The organism is Denitromonas ohlonensis (assembly GCF_007625205.1).
Taxonomy (GTDB): domain Bacteria; phylum Pseudomonadota; class Gammaproteobacteria; order Burkholderiales; family Rhodocyclaceae; genus Nitrogeniibacter; species Nitrogeniibacter ohlonensis.
In genome coordinates, this window is sequence record NZ_VMNI01000003.1 from 1 (window position 1) to 23,802 (window position 23,802).

General features: G+C 64.2%; 21 protein-coding genes and 3 tRNA genes. 8 read left to right on the forward strand and 16 right to left on the reverse strand.

Translation table 11 applies throughout. The features are described 5' to 3' along the window. The 5 genes from FHP89_RS02380 to FHP89_RS02400 form a co-directional block, all read right to left on the reverse strand. Nucleotides 1-189: GTP-binding protein (locus FHP89_RS02380; RefSeq protein ID WP_260851449.1), on the reverse strand; the 189-nt coding region annotated here is incomplete at its 3' end. A gap of 67 nt (nt 190-256) precedes the next feature. Then, nucleotides 257-331: transfer RNA gene (locus tag FHP89_RS02385), tRNA-Thr, on the reverse strand. Nucleotides 332-348: 17 nt separating this feature from the next. Further along, nucleotides 349-422: transfer RNA gene (locus FHP89_RS02390), tRNA-Gly, on the reverse strand. An 84-nt stretch (nt 423-506) separates the two neighbouring features. Next, nucleotides 507-591 (reverse strand) — tRNA-Tyr (locus tag FHP89_RS02395). 40 nt (nt 592-631) lie between these two features. Continuing rightward, on the reverse strand, nt 632-1,255 hold the full coding sequence (locus tag FHP89_RS02400) for an Lrp/AsnC family transcriptional regulator (RefSeq protein ID WP_260851450.1): 624 nt from the start codon (nt 1,253-1,255) through the stop codon (nt 632-634). Nucleotides 1,256-1,415: 160 nt separating this feature from the next. On the opposite strand from FHP89_RS02400, the gene FHP89_RS02405 reads away from it, so the two are divergent. The 3 genes from FHP89_RS02405 (at nt 1,416) to FHP89_RS02415 (ending at nt 6,624) form a co-directional block, all read left to right on the forward strand. Next, a complete protein-coding gene (locus tag FHP89_RS02405) occupies nt 1,416-4,952 on the forward strand; it encodes an indolepyruvate ferredoxin oxidoreductase family protein (protein WP_144176151.1) in 3,537 nt (1,178 codons plus the stop codon). Nucleotides 4,953-5,047: 95 nt separating this feature from the next. After that, nucleotides 5,048-5,833, forward strand: coding sequence for a class I SAM-dependent methyltransferase (locus FHP89_RS02410; RefSeq protein WP_144176152.1), 786 nt, complete (start codon nt 5,048-5,050; stop codon nt 5,831-5,833). An 86-nt stretch (nt 5,834-5,919) separates the two neighbouring features. After that, nucleotides 5,920-6,624 carry a ParA family protein gene (locus FHP89_RS02415; RefSeq protein WP_144176153.1) on the forward strand — a complete coding sequence of 235 codons (705 nt, stop codon included), beginning with the start codon at nt 5,920-5,922 and terminating at the stop codon, nt 6,622-6,624. 114 nt (nt 6,625-6,738) lie between these two features. Here FHP89_RS02415 and FHP89_RS02420 read toward each other — a convergent pair whose 3' ends face one another. After that, complete coding sequence (locus tag FHP89_RS02420) at nt 6,739-7,368, reverse strand: response regulator transcription factor (RefSeq protein WP_144176154.1); 630 nt, start codon at nt 7,366-7,368, stop codon at nt 6,739-6,741. A 291-nt stretch (nt 7,369-7,659) separates the two neighbouring features. Between FHP89_RS02420 and FHP89_RS02425 the strand changes: the two genes are divergently transcribed. The 4 genes from FHP89_RS02425 (at nt 7,660) to FHP89_RS21320 (ending at nt 13,317) form a co-directional block, all read left to right on the forward strand. After that, nucleotides 7,660-9,633: a TonB-dependent receptor plug domain-containing protein gene (locus FHP89_RS02425; RefSeq protein WP_144176155.1), complete on the forward strand. Its 1,974-nt coding sequence runs from the start codon at nt 7,660-7,662 to the stop codon at nt 9,631-9,633. Between the two features lie 102 nt (nt 9,634-9,735). After that, on the forward strand, nt 9,736-10,656 hold the full coding sequence (locus tag FHP89_RS02430) for an ABC transporter substrate-binding protein (protein WP_144176156.1): 921 nt from the start codon (nt 9,736-9,738) through the stop codon (nt 10,654-10,656). After that, nucleotides 10,653-12,572, forward strand: a complete 1,920-nt coding sequence (locus FHP89_RS02435; RefSeq protein ID WP_144176157.1) for a hybrid sensor histidine kinase/response regulator — start codon at nt 10,653-10,655, stop codon at nt 12,570-12,572. The genes FHP89_RS02430 and FHP89_RS02435 overlap by 4 nt, the downstream gene beginning before the upstream one ends. Nucleotides 12,573-12,681: 109 nt before the next feature. Beyond that, nucleotides 12,682-13,317 (forward strand): PhaM family polyhydroxyalkanoate granule multifunctional regulatory protein, encoded by a 636-nt coding sequence (locus FHP89_RS21320; protein ID WP_391525246.1) that lies wholly within the window; start codon nt 12,682-12,684, stop codon nt 13,315-13,317. Nucleotides 13,318-13,378: 61 nt separating this feature from the next. Here the strand turns inward: FHP89_RS21320 and FHP89_RS02445 are convergent, their stop codons facing one another. Next, the gene (locus FHP89_RS02445; RefSeq protein WP_260851453.1) at nt 13,379-14,263 is read right to left on the reverse strand and encodes an AEC family transporter; all 885 of its coding nucleotides are present in this window, start codon (nt 14,261-14,263) and stop codon (nt 13,379-13,381) included. A 157-nt stretch (nt 14,264-14,420) separates the two neighbouring features. Between FHP89_RS02445 and FHP89_RS02450 the strand changes: the two genes are divergently transcribed. Further along, complete coding sequence (locus tag FHP89_RS02450) at nt 14,421-15,008, forward strand: ferritin-like domain-containing protein (RefSeq protein WP_144176159.1); 588 nt, start codon at nt 14,421-14,423, stop codon at nt 15,006-15,008. Between the two features lie 156 nt (nt 15,009-15,164). On the opposite strand, the gene FHP89_RS02455 is transcribed toward FHP89_RS02450, so the two are convergent. From FHP89_RS02455 to FHP89_RS02495, 9 genes are all read right to left on the reverse strand, one after another. Beyond that, nucleotides 15,165-15,737 carry a cytochrome P460 family protein gene (locus tag FHP89_RS02455; protein WP_144176160.1) on the reverse strand — a complete coding sequence of 191 codons (573 nt, stop codon included), beginning with the start codon at nt 15,735-15,737 and terminating at the stop codon, nt 15,165-15,167. Nucleotides 15,738-15,878: 141 nt separating this feature from the next. After that, entirely contained in the window at nt 15,879-16,571 is a 693-nt protein-coding gene (locus tag FHP89_RS02460) for an anti-sigma factor (RefSeq protein WP_144176161.1), read from the reverse strand. Further along, nucleotides 16,568-17,140 carry a sigma-70 family RNA polymerase sigma factor gene (locus tag FHP89_RS02465; protein ID WP_144176162.1) on the reverse strand — a complete coding sequence of 191 codons (573 nt, stop codon included), beginning with the start codon at nt 17,138-17,140 and terminating at the stop codon, nt 16,568-16,570. The genes FHP89_RS02460 and FHP89_RS02465 overlap by 4 nt, the downstream gene beginning before the upstream one ends. Nucleotides 17,141-17,185: 45 nt before the next feature. Further along, nucleotides 17,186-18,325, reverse strand: coding sequence for a CaiB/BaiF CoA transferase family protein (locus FHP89_RS02470; protein ID WP_144176163.1), 1,140 nt, complete (start codon nt 18,323-18,325; stop codon nt 17,186-17,188). A 3-nt stretch (nt 18,326-18,328) separates the two neighbouring features. Beyond that, the gene (locus tag FHP89_RS02475; protein ID WP_144176164.1) at nt 18,329-18,940 is read right to left on the reverse strand and encodes a carbonic anhydrase; all 612 of its coding nucleotides are present in this window, start codon (nt 18,938-18,940) and stop codon (nt 18,329-18,331) included. Nucleotides 18,941-19,016: 76 nt separating this feature from the next. Further along, a complete protein-coding gene (locus tag FHP89_RS02480) occupies nt 19,017-20,246 on the reverse strand; it encodes a phenylacetate--CoA ligase family protein (protein ID WP_144176165.1) in 1,230 nt (409 codons plus the stop codon). 89 nt (nt 20,247-20,335) lie between these two features. After that, nucleotides 20,336-21,166 carry an ABC transporter ATP-binding protein gene (locus tag FHP89_RS02485; protein WP_144176166.1) on the reverse strand — a complete coding sequence of 277 codons (831 nt, stop codon included), beginning with the start codon at nt 21,164-21,166 and terminating at the stop codon, nt 20,336-20,338. A 158-nt stretch (nt 21,167-21,324) separates the two neighbouring features. Then, nucleotides 21,325-22,647 carry an ABC transporter substrate-binding protein gene (locus FHP89_RS02490; protein WP_144176167.1) on the reverse strand — a complete coding sequence of 441 codons (1,323 nt, stop codon included), beginning with the start codon at nt 22,645-22,647 and terminating at the stop codon, nt 21,325-21,327. Nucleotides 22,648-22,717: 70 nt separating this feature from the next. Then, nucleotides 22,718-23,785, reverse strand: coding sequence for a branched-chain amino acid ABC transporter permease (locus tag FHP89_RS02495; protein WP_144176168.1), 1,068 nt, complete (start codon nt 23,783-23,785; stop codon nt 22,718-22,720). Nucleotides 23,786-23,802 lie beyond the last annotated feature (17 nt).

The following is a 23,802-nucleotide window of genomic DNA, read 5'->3' on the forward strand; positions in this document are numbered from 1 at the left end:
GATCGTGATGCCGCGTGCCTTTTCTTCCGGCGCGCTATCGATCGACGCGTAGTCCTTGGCTTCACCACCGAACTTCTTCGACAGAATCGTCGTGATCGCCGCGGTCAGCGTGGTCTTGCCATGGTCAACGTGACCAATCGTACCCACGTTAACGTGCGGTTTCGTCCGCTCAAACTTACCCTTAGCCATATCGATACCTCTGTCCGAAATCAGGAATACGCGCTACACAATTTACGCAGGCCACACCAAGAATTCTTGGTGCCCATGGGCAGGATTGAACTGCCGACCTCTCCCTTACCAAGGGAGTGCTCTGCCACTGAGCTACATGGGCGCACCACACACAAACCATGGAGCGGGTGAAGGGAATCGAACCCTCGTCGTAAGCTTGGAAGGCTTCTGCTCTACCATTGAGCTACACCCGCACACAACGAAGCGTTACACCAACACCGCTCGCCTCACCGGGCAACTCGCCGCGGCGCTGTCTCACTACGCACATCTAAAAAATCTGGTGGAGGGGGAAGGATTCGAACCTTCGAAGGCTGTGCCGTCAGATTTACAGTCTGATCCCTTTGACCGCTCGGGAACCCCTCCAGCGAGAAGCCCCGCACTATAGGCGTAGCAACCCCCTGTGTCAAACCTTTTTTGGCGACACCGAGGAATGCGGCGCGGTACGGCGTGCAAGACTGTCCAGCGGCAAGGCCGTGGTGTGTTTGACTGTCTGCAACACGAAGCTGGATTTGACGTTTGCCACGCCTTCGAGCTTGAGCAGACGTTCCATCAGAAAGCGCGAAAAATGCTCGAGATCCTCGACGATCACGTTCAACAGATAATCCATTTCGCCGGTCAGCGCAAAGCAGGAAAGCACCTCCGGCCAGGCCTGGGCCGCCGCATGAAATGCACGAATCTGCGTATCGCCACGCTTCTCCATGGTGACCGTGACATAGGCCTGAAGTCCGAGCCCGACCCGCCACGGATCAACAATGGCCGCGTAGTGCCGGATGACGCCCGCCGTCTCCAATTGCCGGACGCGCCGCAAACACGGCGACGGCGACAGCGACACGCGCTGTGCGAGGTCGGCGTTGGTCATGCGCCCGTCGCGCTGCAACAGTTCAAGAATGCCTAAATCGGTTCTATCCAATGGATTCATGCCACGCCCCGGGGTTTGGTCGGATGGATTTTGTGCGCAATTAACATCATGCGCAATTTGATTGCGTGGCCGCCCGCCGTTGGCGGCCAGGCGGCGGCACTGTTTCACGACACGCAACCTTCCCGCAGACCAGCGCTCCAAACACCTAGCGGTCACGTCGGCCGCACGCTAGGCTAACGAAACCGGCGCGTGGACCCTCATCCCTCGGACACGCAACGGCATCTGCTTTTTGCGGCACCCAAAAATACGATTTTTGAGGAGGAGCCTCATGGCCGAAAGCACGCTCATCACCGCCCCGCCACGCGACGTCACCCTCGACGACAAGTACACCCTGCACAGCGGGCGCGTCTATCTCACCGGCTACCAGGCCTTGGTGCGGCTGCTGATGATCCAGCAAGAGCGCGACCACGCCGCCGGGCTCAACACCGCTGGCTTTGTGTCGGGTTACCGCGGCTCGCCGCTGGGCGGGCTCGATCAGACACTGTGGAAGGCGCGCCCCCACTTGAAACAGCGCAACATCGTGTTTCAGCCCGGCATCAATGAAGACCTCGCCGCCACGGCGGTATGGGGTTCTCAGCAGGTCAACCTCTCGCCCGACGCGGAATACGACGGCGTGTTCGCCCTGTGGTACGGCAAGGGGCCGGGCGTCGATCGCAGCGGCGACGTGTTCCGCCACGGCAACGCGGCGGGCAGCTCGAAGTTCGGTGGGGTGGTGGTGGTGGCGGGCGATGACCATGCGGCCAAGTCATCCACCTTCCCGCATCAGACCGATCACTTTTTCAAGTCGATGATGATGCCGGTGCTCGCGCCCGCCGGGGTGCAGGAGTACATCGACTTCGGCGTGCATGGCTACGCGCTGTCACGCTATTCGGGCTGCTGGGTTGCATTCAAGGCACTCGCCGACACAGTGGAAACCTCCGCGTCCGTGGACGTCGACCCGAACCGCGTCGAAGTGATCATCCCGGACGATTTCGCCATCCCGCGCGACGGCCTCAACATCCGCTGGCCGGACCCGCCGCTGGTACAGGAAAAGCGCCTGCTCAACTACAAGCTATACGCCGCGCTGGCCTACTGCCGCGCCAACGGGCTCAACCAGATCATCATCGACTCACCCGCGCCCAAGCTCGGCATCATCACTTCGGGCAAGAGCTACCTCGATGTGCGCCAGGCCTTCGACGACCTGGGCATCGACGACGCACTGGCGGCCGAGATCGGCATCCGGCTCTACAAAGTCGGCATGGTCTGGCCGCTCGAATCGGTTGGCGTGCGCGACTTTGCCGAAGGACTGGAAGAAATTCTGGTGGTCGAAGAAAAGCGCCAGCTGCTCGAATACCAGCTCAAGGAAGAGCTCTACAACTGGCGCGAAGACGTCCGCCCGCGCGTGGTCGGCAAGTTCGACGAAAAGGGCGAGTGGGCGCTGCTGCCCAAGGGCGACGGCAAGGTTGACCACGGCAAATGGCTGCTGCCCGCCGCCGGCGAACTGACCCCGGCAATGATCGCCCGGGTCATCGCCGGTCGCATCGCCCGCTTCTTCACCTCCGACCGCATCCAGGCGCGCCTGGCCTTTCTCGAAGCCAAGGAGGCGGCACTCGACCAACGCGTGTTTTCCATCGACCGCGTGCCCACCTTCTGCTCTGGCTGCCCCCACAACACCTCCACCCATGTGCCCGAGGGCAGCCGGGCGCTGGCCGGCATCGGCTGCCATTACATGGTCACCTGGATGCCCGAGCGCCGCACCGGCACCTTCACCCAGATGGGCGGCGAAGGCGTGCCCTGGGTGGGGCAGTCGCCCTTCACGCGCGAGAAACACGTGTTCGCCAACCTCGGCGACGGCACCTACTTCCACTCCGGCCTGCTGGCGATCCGGCAGGCGGTGTCGGCCGGCGTCAACATCACCTACAAGATTCTGTACAACGACGCCGTCGCCATGACCGGCGGCCAACCGCACGACGGTCACCTGTCGGTGCCGATCATCGTCCAGCAGCTGCAGGCCGAGGGCGTGCACAACATCGTGATCGTCACCGACGGCACCGACCGCGCCTACGGCCCGTCCGACATCCCGCATATTCCGGTGCGCCACCGCGACGAGCTCGACGCGGTCCAGCGCGAGCTGCGCGCCTCGGGCGGCGTCACCGCGCTGATCTACGACCAGACCTGCGCCGCCGAAAAACGCCGCCGCCGCAAGCGCGGGCTTTACCCCGACCCGGCCCGCCGCGTGTTCATCAACGAAGCGGTGTGCGAAGGCTGCGGCGACTGCGGCGTAGCCAGCAACTGTATGTCCATCCTGCCGGTCGAGACCGAGTTCGGCCGCAAGCGGCAGATCGATCAGTCCTCCTGCAACAAGGACTACTCCTGCCTGAACGGCTTCTGCCCCAGCTTTGTCACCATCGAAGGCGGCGCCCCGCGCAAGGGCCGGGCGATTACCGACGCGGGCGAGCGTTTCCCCGCATTGCCCGAGCCTGAGTTACCAGACACCCGCACGCCCTTCGGCATCATGGTCACCGGCGTCGGCGGCACCGGCGTGGTCACCATCGGCGCGCTGATCGGCATGGGCGCCCACCTCGACGGCAAGGGCGTCACGGTGCTCGACATGACCGGTCTGGCGCAAAAAGGCGGCTCGGTGTTCAGTCACATCCGCATCGCCGACCAGCCCGAGTCCCTGCACGCCGTGCGCATCGCCGCCGGTGAAGCCGATGCGGTGATCGGCGGCGACGTGGTGGTCTCGGCCAGTGTCGAAGCCCTAGCCAAGATGGCCGCCGGGCGCACCCGCGCAGTCATCAACTGCGCCGAAACGCCCACCTCAGACTTCACCAAGAACCCGGACTGGCAGTTCCCGCTCGACAAAATGGAGCGCACCGTGCGCGACGCCGTCGGCGCCGACAACGCCGACTTCCTCGACGCGCAAGGCCTCGCCACCACCTTGATGGGCGACGCCATCGCCACCAACCTGTTCCTGCTCGGCTACGCCTGGCAAAAAGGCATGGTGCCGGTCAGCCACGCGGGCCTGATGAAAGCCATCGAGCTCAATGGCACCGCCGTCCCCATGAACAAACAGGCCTTTGTCTGGGGCCGCCGCGCGGCCTGCGATATCGACGCGGTCAGCCGCATCGCCCGCCCGCCGCGCGCCGTCCCGCTGCACCCGCCGGGGCTGGACGAAATCGTCGCGCGCCGGGTGCGCACACTCACCGACTATCAGGACGCCGCCTATGCTCGCCGCTACCAGCACCTGGTCGAACGGGTGCGCGCCGCCGAGGCGCCGTTGGGCATGACCCGGCTGGCGGAAGCCGTTGCCCACAACTACTTCAAGCTGCTCGCCTACAAGGATGAGTACGAAGTGGGCCGCCTGTATAGCGATCCGGCCTTCTGGGACCGCCTCAGCGACACCTTCGAAGGCGAGTTCGAGGTCAAGTTCCACCTCGCATCGCCCTTCCTGTCGCGCCCCGACCCGGTCACCGGCCGCATCGCCAAACGCATCTACGGCGAGGGCATGCGACGCGTGTTCGGCATCCTCGCCCGGCTCAAGGGCCTGCGTGGCACACGCTGGGATATCTTCGCCCGCACCGAAGAGCGGCGCGCCGAACGGGCGCTGATCCGGCAATACGAGCAGGACATCGGCGAGCTTCTCGACTCACTGAGCTTCCTGCGTCACAAGCAGGCCGTCGACATCGCCCGCCTGCCGGAGACCATTCGCGGCTTCGGGCACGTCAAGGCGCGCAACATGGCCGCGGCCGAGGCACAACGGCAAGCCCTGCTCGCAAAGTGGCGCGAACCCGCGCCAAGCACCGAGGAGGCCAGCGCCGCCTGACAACCCTCTGGCGGGCGATGGCGCTTCGCCCGCCAGGGAATTGCCCCGGGTTTTCCCGGCAGATCTCGCCTTGCCCCTGCCAGCGGCCGGCTATCATGAGCCCACGCTGGCTTATCCCGTCTTCCATGCCGCTCATTCGATTTGTACTTTCTCAGCTGATTGGCTGGGCCGTGATCTTCGCCGCCCTCAAGCTCGGCGCACCGCTGAGTGGTTTCGCGCTGGCACTCAGCCAGGGCGCACTTGCCGCGCTCGCCAGTCGGGTGCTTGGAGCACCGCGCTGGTGGCACGCCTTCCACCTCGCCTTCACGCCGCTGGTGTGGGCGGCGAGCGGGCTCGGGATTTCGGCCGGCTGGTATCTGGCCGCATTCACGGTGCTCGCGCTCTTCTACTGGACCAGTTTTCGCACCCAGGTGCCGCTCTTTCTGACCAATGCGGCCACCACCCACGCCGTGCTCGACCTGCTCCCCAAGAAGCCCACCCGGGTGCTGGATGCCGGCGCGGGCACCGGCTCGCTGGTCCGGCCGCTCGCCGCCGCGCGGCCCGACTGCCATTTCGTGGGCATCGAGGCGGCGCCCGGGCCTTGGTTGATCGGCCGCCTGCTGGCGGCGGGCACGCCCAATATCGACTGGCGGCGCGGCGACTTCTGGGCCGACGACTGGGCCGCCTACGACCTGATCTACACCTTCCTGTCACCGGTGCCCATGCCCGAGGTGTGGGCCAAGGCGCAAGCACAGATGCGACCGGGCGCCCGGCTGGTGAGCAACAGCTTCGCGGTGCCGGGGGTTGCGCCTGATTTCATCGTGCCCGCCACGGCAACGGGCGGCCGCGAGCTGTATGTCTATTCACCCGCCGCAAAAGGCAAAGCGCCAATAAAGGGATAAAAACCGGTCAGTTCCACCGGCCGTCGCCCTCGGCGCACGGCGATAATTCGATCATGCGGCATCGGCCGCGCATCGGAATTACCGTCATGGCTGACATCATTTGCGTGATCGGGAACAAGGGTGGGACTGGCAAAACCACTCTCTCGCACATGCTCTGCCAGGGGCTTGGCCTCCTCGGGCAGCGCTCGGCGTGCGTGCTCACCGACACTTCCCGCGAACCCCTCGCCCCCAATGGCCGACGCTATGTCACGGCCGACGCGCGCACGCCCGAGAGCCTCACCAAGGTGGTGGACAAACTGCGCACCATGGACGGCTGGCTCGGTGTGATCGACGGCGGCGGCAACCGGCCCGAGGTTGATCGGCGCCTGTACGCGCTGGCCGACATCATCCTGCTGCCGTTTCGGGAGTCGCATGAAGACATCCGCACCGTCGTCGCCGACCTGGAACGCTTCCCGCGCGCCTATGCCCTGCCCTCGCAGTGGCCAACCAACCCGTGGGCGCGCGAAGCGGCCGACCGCAGCGTGGCGCAATGGATGAGCGCTTACCGGCATCGCATTCTGCGGCCGGTTAACGGATTGTCGTCGACCAAACTCTTGCTGCAACGTGAAGTGCCAGATCAACTGCCCACGCCGCTGGCCAACGCCTGCCGCGGCATTGCCCGTCAGATGCTGGATGTGATGGAAATTGAATACCGGGACAGCAAAGACCCGGAAGAGGTGGTCGTCGGCACCGACGACGAAATGGAAACCGCCGGCAGCCTGCCGCACTACGCCAACGGCCAGGTGCGCTAAAAGCGGTCGCCCGAGCCACCTCGGGCCGACCGCGGGTCGATTTATCCTAGAAACCGTCGTTGGACGCGCCCGACCTTGCTCATGGGCACAAGTGGTCGACTGCGGTTTCCAGGTTTATACGCGTGCGCCGTGGCGGGTAATCACCAACACCGCCTGTGCGCGATTGGTGACGTTCAGCGCGCGGAAGATGGCTGACATATGCACCTTGACCGTCCCTTCAGACAAGCCCAGCAGCTCGGCAATTTCGCGATTGGTGCGCCCCTGGGCGAGCAACTCCATGACACGGGTCTGCGCCGTGGTCAGGCCAAAGCGGTCCTGCACCGGTGCGCCACTTCGCCGGCGGGCCCCCGTGGCGTCTTCCTTGGGCGTATAGACCCCGCCATTGAGCACGATACGAATCGCGTCGAGCAGTTCTTCGCTTGAGCAGGATTTCGGCACGAAACCCGACGCCCCGGCCTTCAAGGCGCGCTGAATCGACGCGCTATCGTCGAGCGCGGACACGACAATCGCCGGCACATCCGGGAAGCGCTTGGCCAGAATCGCCAGCAGCGAAAACCCGTTCATGTCAGGCAACATCAAATCGATGACCGCCAGATCCCACTCCGGATCACGCTCAAGCTCCGCCAAGGCCTCATCCGCGGCCTTGAAGCCCGAACACTGGACACCATCTTCCAGTCGCATCAGCGTCTGCGACATGGCTTCACGCACGAGGACGTGATCTTCAACCACCAGAATCTTGGTCACGCACACTTCTCCATTGACATCCGAGCCTGCTTTGGTGCCGCCCGCGGTCGTTTCAACCCACACATTCCGAAAGGATAGCACGACACCATTCAAATCAATGCAGTGACATTGCGTCTCCCCGCGCCCAACCTCCCCCCTGCGCCACGCGATCTGCGGCACCGTTAAAACCGGCTCGGTCGACGCACTTTCACCCTATGCGCTTGCCTTCAATCCGGTAACAATGGAGGGGTTTTCGTCTCTATCCAACGGCTCCTTGCCCCGTAAAACCGGGGCCACACCGTCAAGCCCACCATGTCCCGTCACCACGCCTCCTGGGTCGCCGCTCTCGCGCTTGCTGCGTCGCCTCTTTCGTCATATGCCGCGTCTGACGCGGTCGCCAGCGAGATGAGTTTTCTCGATGACATCCCGGTGGTGCTGTCGGCCGCCCGTCTGGTCCAACCCCTCAAGGATGCGCCCGGCGCCGTCACGGTGATCGACCGCGCCATGATTCGCGCCTCGGGCGCGCGCGATGTCGCCGAACTGCTGGCCTGGGTGCCAGGGTTTCAGACCGGGCGCAAAAACGGCTCAACCGCACTGACGACCTACCACGGCCTGTCTGACGACGCGCCCCGTCGGATGCTCGTGCGGGTGGACGGCCGTTCAGCTTATTCACCGTATTTTATCAGCGGCATCGAGTGGGCAAAGCTCAGCGTCGATATCGACGATATCGAACGCATCGAGGTCTTCCGCGGCTCCAACGCCGCCGCCTATGGCAGCAACGCCTTCCTCGGCGTGGTCAACATCATCACCCGCCCCGCCGCCGACACCCCACGCTACCGCGTGCGTTTCACCGAAGGCGAGAACGGCATTCAGGAGCGCGTGCTGTCGACCCGCCAGCAATTCGGCGACCTCACGGCCCGGCTCACCGTCGGCCGCCAAGGCGACAACGGCCTCGCCCCCATCGACGACACCTATCGCAACCAACGGGTCGATGCACGCATCGACTGGCAACTGACGCCCGACCAGGAGGTCGAGTTTCATCTGGGCTTTGTCGACAACCGGGCGCGAACCGGGGAAACGACCGACATCTCCAATCCACCAAGAACCATCGACAACTACACCGGCTTCGGCCAGGTCCGCTGGCGCAAGCAACTCGACCTGGGCGACGAGATCAAGGCGACGTATTTTCACCAGGAGGAACGCTCGGATGACGCATATTTTGTACCCCTCGCCCCAACTATCGGGGTTTCATTCGACTACGGAAACCGATCAATCCGTGACGACCTTGAGTTCGAACATCTGCTCAACCCGCGAAGCGATCTGCGCCTGGCATGGGGCGTGGGACTGCGCGAAGACCGAATCAGCTCACACCAGTTTTTTAACACCTCCGACAACATTGTCATCCGCCATGCTCGAGTGTTTGCCAACGCGGAGTGGCAAGTCAGCCCTCAGTGGACGCTTAACGCCGGCGCCATGCTCGAAAAAACCAACGACACCGGCCGTCGCATTTCACCCCGTTTCGCGGCCAATTTCCACATTCTTTCAAACACTACGGTTCGCGCTGCCATCAGCCGCGCGTATAGAAATCTCACACCATTCGAACGTCAGGCGGACATGCGTTTCTATGAAAAGAATAGCGGCCTACTTGTTCAGCAGAGTTTTCAACCCTCACCCGGGCTTCAGCCAGAACGCGTGACCACCCGCGAAATCGGCATCCGCCAAGAATGGCAGAGTGGCCGCAGCAATATGGACCTCCGCCTGTTTGATGAGCGGATCGAGAATCTCTTGCGGCGCGACACCACAGCCACCAACGCCACCGATGCACGCTTCCCTCTTTCGACATGGAACGGCGACAGCACCCGCTACTACAACGGCGGCTACGCGCGAATTCGTGGTGCTGAATTGACCGGTCTATATCGTCCGACACATGACACATGGATCGGCGGGCATTATGCTTCGTTAGATATCAACAGCAATGACGAATTCGCAGATCGATCGGCGCCGAACGAGCAGTTTTCGGTCTTTGCAGCAGCGCAAATACACCCCGGATGGCATATGAGCTTAACGCACCACTTTGTGGGCAGCATGCAGTGGTATACCCAGGAAAAGAACCGGCTGAAAGCCTATCGCCAGACCAACCTTCGGCTGGCGCACCGCTTCTCAACCCGTGGCGTTCGCGGTGAAATCGCAGTGGGCGTGCAGCACTGGACCGACGCCTTCGCCGACTACCTGCCATCGCTGACCCGTCCGACCCAGGCCTACGCAAGCTTGAGGCTGGAGTACTAAAGCATGGCGTTCTTCAACTCGCCGGCCCCGTTCGCCATGACCCGCCGCCGGCTCAGCCGGCGCGCGATTGCCGACGTTTCCACGCGCTGGCACTAACCGCCCATGAAACGCACAGGCGCCCGCCTTCTTCGCGCTCTGGTCATGCTGCTGTGCTGCATGGCCGGATCGCCGATGGCGGCGCCCAGTGTCTACCTTGTCCTCAGTGGCGAGGCCGATGCCTACCAACGCACCGCGCAAACAGCCGCTGACACCCTGCAAGCCAGCCTGCCCGATGTCGAAACGATTCGCACCGACATCGACGCCCTCGACACGCAAACACTGCAAGCAGACGACATACTGATCGCCATCGGTACGCGGGCGGCGCAAGTCCTGTCGCAACGCCCCGACCAGCGGCTCATCTGTTCGCTGCTCACCGAACAAAGCTACAGCGCCCTGCCACCCGCCGTGGCCGGCCAACGCACCGCGGTTTTCATCGACCAGCCCGTCGCCCGACAGCTAGCGCTGATTCGCGCCGGCCTGCCGGAATGGTCGCGCATCGCGATCGTGCACGGTGCCGACTCGCGCGATTTCGTCAAGGCAATCCATGCCGCCGCCCCCGCACTTGGCCTGACCACAAGCACCGCCGCGGTCACCAGCAATCAGACGCTCTACAACGCCTTGCAGACCGTCCTGACCACGCCATCGGTTCTGCTCGCCGTCCCCGACCCGAAGGTGTTCAACAACTTCACCATCCAGAACGTCTTGCTCACGGCCTACCGCCATCGCTCGCCAGTGATCGGCTTCTCGCCCGCCTATGTTCGCGCGGGCGCGGTCATGGCGGTGTACTCCAGCCCCGAACAAATGGGCCAACAGGCTGCCGAGATCGCCCTGCAGAGCCTGCGCGGCGCGCCCCTGCCCGAGGCCACGCATCCGAGGTATTTCTCGGTCAGCGTCAATCCGCATGTGGCCCGCTCGCTCGCCATCGAGCTGCCCGATGCCGCCACACTCGAGGCGCAGATTCGCCGCCAGGAGGGCGCGCGGTGATTCAATCCTGGGGAATCCGCGCCCGCGTCATACTGGTGGCCGTCGTGCCGGCCATCGTGCTGGCCGTGTTCATGACGATCTACTACACCCATTCGCGGATCGCCGACCTCGAAGAAGCCTATCGCGATCGCGGGCGCGCCTTTGCCCGGCAGATCGCCAGCGCGACCGAGTACGCCGTCTTCTCGAACAACCGCGAAGACATACGCCGTCTGCTCGACGGCGCCCGCGCCGAAGAAGGCGTTCGCGGCATCTTCATCGCCGACACTTCCGGCCAGGAGCTGGCCCGCAGCGGCCTCATTTCCGTCGCCGCCCCGCTGCGCCGGCCGACCCAATCCGTTGATGAGGCCTTCGACCAGACGCTGCGCTTCTACGAACCCATCCTGCCCACCCGGCTGGACGTCGATCTCCTCGCCTTTAACGAAGCCCAGCAAGGCAGCAGCACGCAGCAGCTGGGCGTCGTCTTGCTCGATCTGTCCCGCACCCGCCTCGACGCGCAGCGCGACTCGCTCCTGTGGACCGGTCTGTCGGCGCTGATGCTGGTGCTCGCCGGCAGCGTGCTGCTGGCCATTCGCATGAGCCAGGGTGTCAGCGAGCCGATCCGAAAGGTCGCTGAAACGGTCGGGCGAATCGGGGCCGGGCGTCTGCACGAACGCGTCGAAATTCGCGGCGGCGGCAGCTTGCGGCGACTGGGTGTCGGCGTCAACGACATGGCCGAACGCCTGCAAGGCGCGCACGACGACATGACTCGCCGCATCGCCGAAGCCACCGCCGAGCTGCGTGAGCGCAAGGATGAAGCCGAACGCGCCGACATCGCCAAGTCCCGATTCCTCGCCGCCGCCAGCCACGACCTGCGCCAGCCCATGCATGCGCTGGGTCTGTTCATTGCCGAACTCAGCGAAAAAGATCATCCACCGGCCACGCATCGGCTCGTCCGCCAGATTGCCGCCTCCGCCGAAGCCATGGAAAACCTGCTCGACAGCCTGCTCGATATTTCCCGACTCGACGCCGGCGCCCTGCAACCGAGCATCCAGCCCACCCCCGTACAACCCATCCTCGACCGCATCGCCAACGACTTCCACATCTGGGCCGAGGAGCGCCACCTGAAACTCCGCGTGCGCCCCTGCCCGCACTGGATCGCCACCGACCCCCTGCTGTTCGAGCGCATTCTGTCGAACCTGGTGAGCAACGCCATCCGCTACACCGATCACGGGCGCATTCTCATCGCCTGCCGGCAGGAGGGCGAGTTTCTGCGTGTCGAGGTGCGCGACAACGGCCGGGGCATCGAAAGCGACGCTCAGGAGCTGATCTTTCAGGAATTCGTCCAGCTCGACAATCCGGAGCGCGCCCGCAGCAAAGGCCTCGGCCTCGGCCTGGCCATCGTCCGCCGACTGACCCAGCTTCTCAGCCACCGACTCAGTCTGCGCTCGGGCCCCGGTTGGGGCTCGGTATTCGGCGTCAGCGCCCGACGCGTTCCGCCCGAAGCACCCGACACAATTGCCCCCACCGACCGCCAGCCGGGCAGCCTTCAGAACGTCCGCATCGCCATTCTCGACGACGACCCGCTCGCCCTCGAAAGCCTCAACAGCCTGCTGTGCTCATGGGGCTGCGATGTCACCTCGGCCGCCATGCCATCGGCGCTGATCGACGCTCTCGCCGGCGCCCCCGTGCCCGACATCCTGATTACCGATTACCGCCTGCAAGAACACCAGACCGGGCTCGACGTCATCGGCAGTCTGCGCCACGCCTTCGGCCACCGCCTGCAAGCCATCCTGATCAGCGGCGACACCGCCCCCGAACCCGCCGATCGCGCCCGGGCGGCTGGCGTGCCGCTACTGCACAAGCCCGTGCGCCCCGCCAAACTACGCGCGCTGGTGCAACGCATGCTGAGCAGCGATGCATCGGAAGACGTCAACTAGTCCCTCTCGCCGGGTCGGACCGCCCCACCAAAATGCTGCCATGCACCATGCATTTCGCCGCGGGCTCAGCTAAGATCAACGCTCAACCTGCAAACCCACGGAGCCCCCAATGAGCCACGAATCCTCGTCTGACCCTCTCGATTTTGTGCGCAACATGTGGAGTGGCATGGGCTTCTCGCTGCCCGGCATGGTGACGCCCACCCTGGATGTCGACGAGCTCGAGAAGCGCATCACCGACATGAAAGCGGTGGAAGGCTGGCTCAAGATGAATCTCAACATGTTGCAGATGAGCATTCAGGGCCTTGAAATGCAGCACGCCACCCTGACCACGATCAAGGCCATGGGCGAGGCGACCCGCCAAAAAGGCCCGGACGCCGCCGACACCAATGACTCGCCCAACAACGCCAACCCCTTCAACAACGCCGCCCTGTGGTCATGGCTGCAAGCCATGAGCGGCGCCGCGCCCGAGGCGGCGGCCCAGGCCACACCGCAGAGCGAGCCCCCGGAATCCAGCGCCGAAGGCAGCAACCCGTTTGCCGGAGTCGCCGCCGCGGCAACCAACGCAGCGGCCAGCGCGGCCATGTGGCCCTGGCAATTGATGCCCGAGAAAGCGTCCGAAAAAAAGGCCGCACCCGCCAAGAAACCGGCGGCCAAAAAACCCGCGAGCAGCGCCCGCGCAAAGCCAGCCGCCGCTCGTACGCCCGCCGCAAAGAAGCCGGCGGCCGCGCCCCGCAAAAAAACCTGAGCACGCGGCACGCGCAGCACGCCACAAAAGCACCCAGCCCCGAATCATCGGCGAGGTGCGTCTAGCCGCGCAGCAGGCCGAGCCAGAACGTCAGAGACGGCACGGCCAGCAGCGTGGTGGCGGAGATCAGCCAGGCCACCCCCGGCCCGTCGCCGCCCATACGCATTGCCAGAATGTAAGCCGATGACGCAGATGGCAGTGCGGCGAACATCACCGCCACATCCCGCGCCACACCGGACAAGCCCAACCACGGACCGACAAACCACACCACGGCGGGCAGGCACAACAACTTGACCGCCATGATCCACACCGAGCCCACCCAGCGGCCGCCGGCCTGACCCCAGCGCAGCGCAGCACCCACCGCCAGCAGGCCCAGCGCAATCGACGCGTCGGCCAGGCGAGTCAGAAACGACTGCGCCGGCACCGCCAGCGTCCCACCAAGCAGATTGAACGCCAGCCCGGCGAGGGTTGCCAGGATCAACGGGTTCTTCGCCAACTCGCGAAACACCCCGCCCTGACCATGACGCGCCATCAAACCCACGGCCATGACATTGGCGAAGGGCACCATGGTGCCGCACAACACGCCCATGGTCGCAAGGCCCTCGGCGCCGTGCACTTTGCCGGCAATCGCCATCCCGATATAGGTGTTGAACCGAAAGGCGCATTGCACGCGTGACGCAAAACCCATCGACGACAGCCCGGCAAACGGCCGCGCTGCGAGCCCAAGGAAAAACCCCGACCCCATCACCGCCAAGCCAGCCAGAAACAGCGGCAAGGTGGTTTCCAGATCAATCTGCGCACGCGCCAGGGCGCCAAACAACAAGGCCGGAAACAGCACGAAATACACCAGCTTCTCGAGACCCGGCCAGAACCCTTCGCCAAAACCGCCGTAGCGGCGTAGCAGGGCGCCCAGCAAAATCAGCGAAAAATCCGGTAGCAGAAGCAAGAAGGTGTCCATGAGCGCGAGGATACCCGTGGCTCACGACGCACGACATCCGCAATACACACATTCTTTTTGCCACCGATGCATCCAGTGACCGAGCGGGTCCGTACAGGAGACAAGGGCGGCCATCGTCGCCCCCTTGCCAACAACGGAGATCACCATGAACAAGAAAGAGATCGATCTGTCCCTGACCCGCGTCGAACGTCGTCTGTTTCTGAAGAACAGCAGCCTCTTCGCCCTCGGCGCCACCGCCGCCATTGGCCTGGCCGCCCCCGGACGCGCGCTGGCCGGCAAGATGAAAATGAGCGAGACCGACGACCTGGCCATCCTCAACGTTGCCCTCGGCCTGGAGTATCAGGCAATCGCGGCCTATCAGGTCGGCGCCGAGTCGGGCCTGCTGCAAAAGCCGGTGCTCGATGTAGCCGTGAAATTTCAGGGCCACCACAAGGCGCATGCCGATGTGCTTGCCGGCACCATCGAGAAGCTCGGCGGCAAGCCGGTGATGGCGATGCGTGCAGAAGACTACCAATTCCCGGTCACCCAACTCAAAGAGCAGGCCGACGTCCTGCGCTTTGCTGCCGGGCTGGAAAAAGGGGCAGCCAGCGCCTACCTGGGTGCGGTGCCGCAGTTCTCGAACCGCGAACTGGCCCGCGCAGCGGCCAGCATTCTGGGCGACGAAACCATGCACTGGGCGATCCTGCTCAACGCCTTGGGCGAAGACCCGGTCCCGGCCGCCTTCATCGCCTGATCCAACGCCCGGTCCCGCAAGGGCCTGGGCTTGATCAGAGCACGGGGATCGCGCCAGTTCGGCGCGATCCCCGTTTTATTGGCCGGCATCTGTGCAAAACAATGCCGGCCCGTGGTGTTACTTGCCTGCCCGGGCTGCGAGCCCCGGGCAGATGTGTCAGCGCATGCGCGCCATGAAGTGCTCGTCGTAGCGCGCCACGAAGTCGGTGCTTGCCATCGGCAGATGGCAACTGCGGCAGCCACTGAAATCAGAAGTCGCGGCGGTCTTGCCGTCGGCCTGCCAGGCGCCATACACCCAGTCGCCGTTGCCCACGGTACCGGCGGGCAGGCTCGCGCCCCAGCCCTCGCCCTTGGCCATGACGAAGATCTTTGACAACTCGCCTTTGATCAATCGCCCCTCCGGGGTCATGAGGACCTTGCCAGCCGCATCCTTGCGCGCGGCGTAGAGTTCCATCACCGAGACCGTCCCTGCCGGAAAGGCCTCGCCCTTCTGTGCCCTCAGCCCGACCGGGTTGATATAGATCTCGCGCACCTGCGCCCCGTCGACCTTGTCGACGGTCGGCACGAAGCTCGGCCATGCGCGATACGTGGCTGGCACGCCGATGTCCCCATCGGCAGGCGCCTTGACCATGGGCTCGGCGCCACGATGGCTGGCACAGCCAGCGCCGATCACGGTGGCGCCGATCACGGCCAGGCTGAGGGCCGTCAAGTGGAATCGTTTCGTATTCATGAGCGTACTCCCGTCAGTGCTGTGGATGTATCCGGGGGGATACCTCACTTGTACGGGCCAAGCCCCTCGGTGGATGCACCCAGGCGGGGGCAACGCAAAGACGCCCGCCAAAGCGAGCGCCCATGGCCAGAATGAAACGGCTTATACCGCGTCGATGGCACCGACCAGAATCACCGGGCCGGTTGGCGCCCCGGTAGGCGAACCACCCGCCGGTTCGACCGACACCGCCAGCCTGGCCCCGGCCTGCAAGCGCCCGACCAGCGGCACCGGAACTGGCACTTGCGCGCTCAGCTGGCCAAGCACCGCGACCGACACCGGTGCGCCGCCGTCGGGCGGCAGCAGCCACAGCTCGTAGCTTTGAGTGCTGGCCGCGAGCACTGGCCGCGACGGCGCCAATTGCAGCCAGCGCCCATCGTCCGACAAGGAGGCCACCACCGGCGCCGCCCCCGCGCCGCTGGCCAGCGTGGCGATCGGGTGCATGACTGGCGCCACCGGCGCACGCTCGAGCAGGCTGGCACCCAGCCAGACGGTGAGCGCCGCCGTGGCGCTCAGCGCCCAGCCACGCCACAGACCGACACGAGCGAACCACGGCTGCCGATAGCGGCGAAGATCGAGATCATGCGAGATGTGCTGCCAGGTTCGCGGTGCCGGTTGCATACGGAAAGCCTCGCTGGGCTGGGGCGTAAACACGTGCTGCCAATGCTGAAGACGCAGGGCGACACGTGGCTCTTCAGTGCACGCGCGCTCGAAGCGCGCCCGCGCCGCGCCACGCAGCGTGCCCAGCAGGTATTCGCCACACAGCGCGTCGAGAAGCGGGGATTGGTCGAGCTTCATGACACCCCCATGCAGCTATCGACGCACTGCTTGAGGCTCTGCATGCCACGTCGAACCCAGGATTTGACGGTACCCAGCGGCTTGGCCAGCTGATTGGACAGTTCGCCATGACTGAGGCCATGCATGTAGGCCAGCACCAGCGCCTGCCGCTCGCCGCCCTTGAGCTCATCGAGGCAGCCGCGCAGCCAGTGACGCATGCGGGCGCTGTCGGCTTCGTCCTCGGACGCGTCGGACCAGTCGAAATAGCGATCCAGGCTGTCTTCGTCCTCATCGACGGAGATAACCCGCGCCACGTCGGCCCGACTTACGGTGTCGATGGCACGATTGCGCACGATGGTCGCCATCCAGGCCACCGGCCGGGTCGCCATCGGATCGAAGCGTGCCGCCGCATGCCAGATCTTGATGAAAGCGTCGTGCAGCACCTCTTCGGCCAGCTCGCGCCGGCCGGTGATCTTGAAGGCCACGCCCAGCAAGACCGGCGCTGTCAGGCGATAGAGCTGTTCAAAGGCCTCGGCGTCGCGCGCGGCGCTAAGGAGAATCAATCGTCGGATGTGGATATCGTCGAGCATGGCTCCCTTCTCGGCGCAAAAGAGGCGCCCTTGCTCCCTGTACGACTATGGCCTCGCGCTGGATGCACGCGCACGAAGCGCTTCGCGATCCGCATCGGCCGCGGGCGCCGGCTTCGCCTCGCCGAGCGCATAGTCGCTCAGGCCGAAAGGCGGCGCAAACTGGCGGATACCACCGACCTCCACCACCATGCCGCGCGCCTGAATCTGCGGGTGCTGCAGGCTCTCGTGCAGGCGCAGCACCGGCGTGACGCAGCAATCGACCGCATCGAACACTGCCGTCCAGTGAGCCAGCGGCTGGGCACGGAAAATGGCTTCGAGCTGTGCGCGGGCATAGGCACCGTCTTCGCCGCGGCTGAGATGATAGGGTTTGAGGTCGGCCCGACCGAGGGTATCGCAGGTCAGCTGCCAGAACTTTTCTTCGAGCGCACCCACTGCCATGTGCCGCCCATCCTGCGTTTCATACACGCCGTAACAGGGCACGCCGCCGGTGAGCAGATCTTCGCCGCGCGGCCGGGTTTCGCCTTCGGCCAGCACTTCGGCCATGGGGAAGATCGCATGCGCCAGCGCCGCATCCGTCATGGCCACATCAACATGCCGGCCGCGGCCATTGGCGCGCGCGTCAATCACCGCGGCCAGCACGCCCACCAGCGAGGTGAGCGTACCGCCGAGCAGATCGGCAACCTGCAGATTGCTCATCGCCGGCGGCCCGCCCGCGACGCCCATCTGATCGAGCACGCCGGCGTAGCCAAGGTAGTTGATGTCGTGTCCGGCGCGCTGGGCGTAGGGGCCGGTCTGGCCGTAGCCGCTGATGCTCGCATAGACCAGGCGCGGATTGCGCTCGCTGAGCGTGGCGTAGTCCAGCCCGAGCTTGGCCATCACACCGGGGCGGAAGCCTTCGACGAGAATATCGGCCGTCGCCACCAGGCCAAGCAGCACCGCCTTGTCGGCCGGGTCCTTGAGGTCGAGCACCAGGCTCTTCTTGTTGCGATTGACCAGCTGGAAGAAGTAGCTGGTGTCGCCGTGCATGGCCCCCATGCTGCGGGCGTAGTCACCCACGCCGGGGTCTTCGATCTTGATGACTTCGGCGCCCAGGTCACCCAGATGCATGGTGGCCAGCGGGCCCGGCAGCAAGCGGGTCAGATCAAGGACGGTGAGGCCGGCGAGAGCCTGGGGGCGGTCGGTCATGTCTTACTCGTTTTTGGGGCGGCGTGGACGCGAGGTCTGCACGTTGATGCCACCAGTGTCCATGTCGTACACCCAGCCATGGACCGCCAGCTTGCCGGCATCGACCGCGCGCGCCACGAAGGGGTAGGCCAGCAGATGCTCCATCTGCAGGCTGACGTTTTCTTCTACGATCAGCCGATGGCGCTGTACCGCGCTGAGCGGCTCGCCGGCGGCTTGCAGGCGCCCGTCGACGCGGTGGGCCGCCTCGCGAGCACTGTTCAGCCAGATGGGCACGTACTGATCGTGCTCGCTGGTGTTGTCGAGCGCCAGGATGCCGCCGCAGCCATAGTGACCGCAGATGACGATGTCGGGAATGTTGAGGTGGTTGATCGAGAACTCGAGCACCGCCGACAAGTTCCAATCGGCGCCGGCGACGATGTTGGCCACATTGCGATGCACGAAAATCTCGCCGGGGCGCGTCTGGGTGATGGTGTTCACCGGCACACGCGAATCGGAGCAGCCGATCCACAGCACCGTAGGGTGCTGCGCTTTAGACAGTTCGGCGAAATACGGGCGCTCGCGTTCGAACACCGTCTCGACGAAACGACGATTGCCTTTGAGCAGGTCGTTGATCATGCCCTTCTCCCGCAGCGCGTGGGTATCTCGGTCAGCCCGTATCCTGTTCGCTGCGGGGCCATCGGTCGAGGGCGTGCTACTCGTAGGTCCGAACGTCGTCGATGACCTTGCCGTCGTTGGGCAACGAGCCTACGGCGCAGAACGCCACCTCACCGCGCAGCTTGGTCAGCTCGCGCAGGCTGGCGACGATGCCGGCCTGCAGCGCGGCGTCTTCGGCGGCTTCGCACTTGAGCGTCATGCGATCGGTCAGGTCGGGGTTGTCCACCACCAGGCGTGCACGCTGGATCTCGGGGTGGCGCTTGACCACCGCGGCGACCTGCCCGGGATGCACGAACATGCCCTTGATCTTGGTGGTCTGGTCGGCCCGCCCCATCCAGCCCTTGATGCGGGCGTTGGTGCGCCCGCAGGGGCTCGCGCCCGGCAGCACGGCCGAGAGGTCGCCGGTACCGAAGCGGATCAGCGGATAGTCGGGGTTGAAGGTGGTCACCACCACCTCGCCGACCTCGCCCTCGGCCACCGGATCGCCGGTGCCGGGACGCACGATCTCGACCAGTACGTCTTCATCAATCACTAGGCCTTCGCGGGCCGGGGTTTCGTAGGCGATCAGGCCGATGTCTGCCGTGGCATAGGCCTGGTAGGCATGAATGCCGCGTGCCGCCAGCGCGTCGCGCTGGCTGGGCGGAAACGCTTCGCCCGACACAAAGGCCTTGCTCAGGCTGAGGGCAATGCCGGCTTCGTCGGCTTTTTCGAGCAAAATGCGCAGGAAAGACGGCGTGCCGGTATAGGCCACCGGCTGCAGATCGAGCATGGCGGCCAGCTGCTGTTCGGTCTGACCCACCCCCCCCGGAAACACCGAGCAGCCAATGGCATGCGCACCGGTTTCCATCATCGAGCCCGCCGGTGTCATGTGATAGGAGAAGGTGTTGTGCACCAGATCGCCTTCGCGGAAGCCGGCGGCAAACAGCGCACGGGCCATTCGCCAGTAGTTTTCACGCGCGCCTTCGGGCTCGTAGAGCGGTCCCGGTGAGGCAAAGACCCGCGCGCAGGACACGCCCCACTTGATGGCAGAAAAGCCACCGAAGGGGCGCGCCGCCTTCTGCAACTCGAGCAGCTCCGACTTGCGGGTCACTGGCAATGCTGACAGCGCCTCACGCGAGGTGATGGTGCTCGGATCGACCGCCTTCAGCAGGCTCGCAAACGCCGGCGTCTTGGCCTTTGCATGCTGAATCTGCTGGGGCAGGCGGGCCAGCAAGTCCCGCTCGCGCTCGGCGGGATCGCGGTGTTCTCTGGCGTCGAAGAAGTTCATAGGATTCCTTGATTCAATCAATACAGGCGCGGCCCGCGCTCCGGCGCGATGGGCCAGCCGTGGTTACGAGCGCTGCCCGCAACCACGGATCAAGACAGCCAGCGCTTACGACGGCGATAGTGCTTGACGTCGCGGAAGCTCTTGCGCCCTTCGCCCGACAAACCGAGGTAGAACTCTTTCACGTCCTCGTTGGTGGCCAGGTACTGCGCCTCGCCTTCCATCACGATGCGGCCGTTCTCGAGGATGTACCCGAAGTCGGCATAGCGCAGCGCGACCATGGTGTTCTGCTCGGCGAGCAGGAAGCTCACGTTTTCTTTCTTGTTCAGGTCTTTCACGATCTCGAAAATCTCTTCGACGATCTGCGGCGCCAGGCCCATGGAGGGCTCATCGAGCAGCACCATCTCGGGGTTGGCCATGATGGCGCGACCAATGGCGCACATCTGTTGCTCACCGCCCGAGGTGTAGCCCGCCTGCGAGCTACGACGCGTCTTGAGACGCGGGAAGTAGTCATAGACCATGTCGAGCGAGCGCTTGATGCCGGCGCTGCCATCGCCCCGGGTGTAGGCACCGGTGAGCAGATTCTCTTCAATGGTCAGGTGGCCGAAGCAGTGACGGCCTTCCATCACCTGGATCACGCCACGCTTGACGAGGTCGGCCGGCGTCATCTGATCGATGCGCGCGCCCTTGAATTCGATATTGCCCTTGGTCACATCGCCACGCTCTGCACGCAGCAGGTTCGAGATGGATTTGAGCGTTGTGCTCTTGCCGGCGCCGTTGGCACCGAGCAAAGCGACGATCTTGCCTTTCGGAACAACAAGGGATACGCCCTTGAGAACCAGAATGACGTGGTCGTAAATGACCTCGACGTTATTGACGCTGAGGTAGGGTGCGGCCTCGATGGCCGCGGCAGTATTCTGCATTGTCATTGTCATGTCTCTGCCGACTTGGTGTTGCCCCTCCTTCCCCGCAAACTGCTCAAGAGAGGGTCCGCCGAACGCACCGCGATGCGCTCGGCGGACCTCCCCCATTCGGGGAAGGCCCCGCACAGCCGCCCAGGCGGCCGTGCGTGCCCTTGCAATTACATCTCTTTCGAGCAATCGCGCGGGGTAATGCCTTTTTCCTTGGCGTAGGCCGCCGCGGACTCTTCGATCATGCCGCGAACCATTTCCTTGTCGGCGTCGATCCAGTCGGTGACGACGTTCCACTTGTTGCCGTCCCACTGCTGGTACTTGACCTTGCCGGAACCTTCGTGGTCCATGCAGCTGGTCTTGAGCGGCGGCAGGAAGCCGGTGGCGCCCAATTCGCCCAGACGCTTGTCGTCCATGTCGAGGTTCTCGAAGCCCCAGCGCACTTGCTCGCCGGTCAGGGCCTTGCCCTTGCCGTACTTCTCCTGCGCCTTGCGAATCGCCTCGACCGTGATCAGACCGTGCACCACGCCGCGGTTGTAATAGACGCTACCGATGCGGGACTTGTCTTCCATGTTGCCGTGGCCCTTGGCGTACACGAACTTCTCGATATCCTTGATGACCGGGTAGTCGGCGCCTGCCACGTTGTAACCTGCGGCCGTAAAGCCCTTGGCAGCGCTACCGGCCGGCACCGTGTCTTCCTCTGCGCCGGACCACCACACGCCGACCATCTTCTCGCGCGAGAAGCCGGTCTTGGCGGCTGACTTGAGTGCGGTCGGGTTCATCACACCCCAGCCCCACAGAATGACCCAGTCCGGACGCAGCTGACGGATCTGCAGCCACTGCGACTGCTGCTCGTTACCCGGGTGGGCAACGGCCAGCTTGGTCAGCTCATAGCCATAACGCTCGGCCATTTTCTCGAGCACGGCGTGCGACTCTTTGCCGTAGGCGGAGTCGTGATACAGCAGGGCGATCTTCTTGCCCTTGAGCTTGTCGGTACCGCCTTCTTTGCCGGCGATGTACTTGACCATCGTGGTCGCCTGCGACCAGTAGGTGGTGATCAGCGGGAAGACGTACGGGAAGACGCGGCCATCGGCTGCATCGGTACGGCCGTAACCCATGGTCACCAGCGGAATCTTGTCCTTGGCGACCTTGTCGAGCACGGAATAGGTGATACCGGTCGACAGCGGCTGGAACACCGAGTTACCCGTCTCGCCCTTTTCCTTCAGACGCTCGTAGCACTCGACGCCCCGGGCGTTGTTGTACTCGGTTTCGCACTCTTCCCAAGCGAGCTTGACGCCGTTGATGCCGCCATCGCGCTCGTTGATCATCTGCATGTAGTCGATCCAGCCACCGTAGATTCCGGAGCCGCCTGCAGCGTAGGGACCGACGCGGTAGCTCGGCAGACCAATGAACTGTTCCGCCGCAATCGCCATGGACGAACCCAGCAAGCCCGCAACAGCGGCGCCGAGAATGACTGTTTTCTTCAGATTCATGTGTTTATCTCCTCTTTTTTCTTTGGTGTTGCCTGGTGAGATCAGCGCAAAACGCCAATCGAATTCCAGTTTAGTGCGGGAACGGCCACAGCCGCAGCTTCTCCTTGCCGATCTGCCACAAGCGAGCCAGCCCGTGCGGTTCGACAATCAGGAAGAACACAATCAGCCCACCAAAGACGATGAGCTGAAGGTTGGATACGAAACTCGAAGACACCAGGTCACCCAGCAGCATCGGCACGAACACATCGAGCGCGATCGGCAGCAGCACGATGAAGGCCGCGCCGAGGAAGGAGCCCATGATCGAGCCCACCCCGCCGATGATGATCATGAACAGGATCTTGAAGGACAGGTCCAGGTTGAAGCCCTCCGGCTCCACCGTGCCGATGTAGGTGTAGGCATAGAGCGCGCCAGCCACACCACAGTAGAACGAGGACACCGCAAACGCGGTCAGCTTGGTGCGCATCAGGCGGATGCCGATCACCTCGGCAGCCACGTCCATGTCGCGCACCGCCATCCACGAACGGCCGGTGGTCGAGCGCACCATGTTCTTGGCCGCCAGGGCCATCATCACCACCACGAACAGGGTCAGCAGGTACTTGGACTGCGGCCCCTCGAAGGCGAAGCCGAGAATTTCGATCTGCTGTGCGGTGATCACGCCCGAGGACGAGTAGTTGGAGAACCACTCGATCTTGACCAGCGCCCAGACGATGAAGAACTGCGCCGCGAGCGTGGCCACCGCGAGGTAAAAGCCCTTGATACGCAAGCTTGGCAGACCGAACATCACGCCAACCAGGGCCGCACACAGCCCGCCCAGCAAAATCGCCACCAGGAAGGGCATGCCGTCGATGCGCAGCATGAAGTTGTAGGCCCCGAAGGCGCCCACCGCCATGAACGCGGCCGAACCCAGCGACAGCTGACCCGCGTAGCCGGTGAGGATGTTCAGACCAATCGCTGCCAGCGAGAAGATCAGCACCGGAATCAAAATGGCCTTGAGCCAGTACTGGTCGGCAAACAGCGGCACCGCCAGGGCGAAGAAACCGATCAGCAGCATGACGCCGATACGGTCCTGAAGAATCGGGAAGATCTGTTGATCTGCCTCGTAACTGGCCTTGAACTGGCCGGCTTCACGGTAAAGCATAGGGTGTCTCCAGTCTT

Excerpts from the sequence above, each read along its gene's own strand:
- FHP89_RS02485 (WP_144176166.1), bottom strand. The coding sequence starts at position 21,166 with ATGCAGAATACTGCCGCGGCCATCGAGGCCGCACCCTACCTCAGCGTC.
- FHP89_RS02455 (WP_144176160.1), bottom strand. The coding sequence starts at position 15,737 with ATGAATACGAAACGATTCCACTTGACGGCCCTCAGCCTGGCCGTGATC.
- FHP89_RS02480 (WP_144176165.1), bottom strand. The coding sequence starts at position 20,246 with ATGAACTTCTTCGACGCCAGAGAACACCGCGATCCCGCCGAGCGCGAG.
- FHP89_RS02430 (WP_144176156.1), top strand. The coding sequence starts at position 9,736 with ATGAAACGCACAGGCGCCCGCCTTCTTCGCGCTCTGGTCATGCTGCTG.
- FHP89_RS02405 (WP_144176151.1), top strand. The coding sequence starts at position 1,416 with ATGGCCGAAAGCACGCTCATCACCGCCCCGCCACGCGACGTCACCCTC.
- FHP89_RS02470 (WP_144176163.1), bottom strand. The coding sequence starts at position 18,325 with ATGACCGACCGCCCCCAGGCTCTCGCCGGCCTCACCGTCCTTGATCTG.
- FHP89_RS02465 (WP_144176162.1), bottom strand. The coding sequence starts at position 17,140 with ATGCTCGACGATATCCACATCCGACGATTGATTCTCCTTAGCGCCGCG.
- FHP89_RS02450 (WP_144176159.1), top strand. The coding sequence starts at position 14,421 with ATGAACAAGAAAGAGATCGATCTGTCCCTGACCCGCGTCGAACGTCGT.
- FHP89_RS02475 (WP_144176164.1), bottom strand. The coding sequence starts at position 18,940 with ATGATCAACGACCTGCTCAAAGGCAATCGTCGTTTCGTCGAGACGGTG.
- FHP89_RS02425 (WP_144176155.1), top strand. The coding sequence starts at position 7,660 with ATGTCCCGTCACCACGCCTCCTGGGTCGCCGCTCTCGCGCTTGCTGCG.
- FHP89_RS02460 (WP_144176161.1), bottom strand. The coding sequence starts at position 16,571 with ATGAAGCTCGACCAATCCCCGCTTCTCGACGCGCTGTGTGGCGAATAC.
- FHP89_RS02490 (WP_144176167.1), bottom strand. The coding sequence starts at position 22,647 with ATGAATCTGAAGAAAACAGTCATTCTCGGCGCCGCTGTTGCGGGCTTG.
- FHP89_RS02495 (WP_144176168.1), bottom strand. The coding sequence starts at position 23,785 with ATGCTTTACCGTGAAGCCGGCCAGTTCAAGGCCAGTTACGAGGCAGAT.
- FHP89_RS21320 (WP_391525246.1), top strand. The coding sequence starts at position 12,682 with ATGAGCCACGAATCCTCGTCTGACCCTCTCGATTTTGTGCGCAACATG.
- FHP89_RS02415 (WP_144176153.1), top strand. The coding sequence starts at position 5,920 with ATGGCTGACATCATTTGCGTGATCGGGAACAAGGGTGGGACTGGCAAA.
- FHP89_RS02410 (WP_144176152.1), top strand. The coding sequence starts at position 5,048 with ATGAGCCCACGCTGGCTTATCCCGTCTTCCATGCCGCTCATTCGATTT.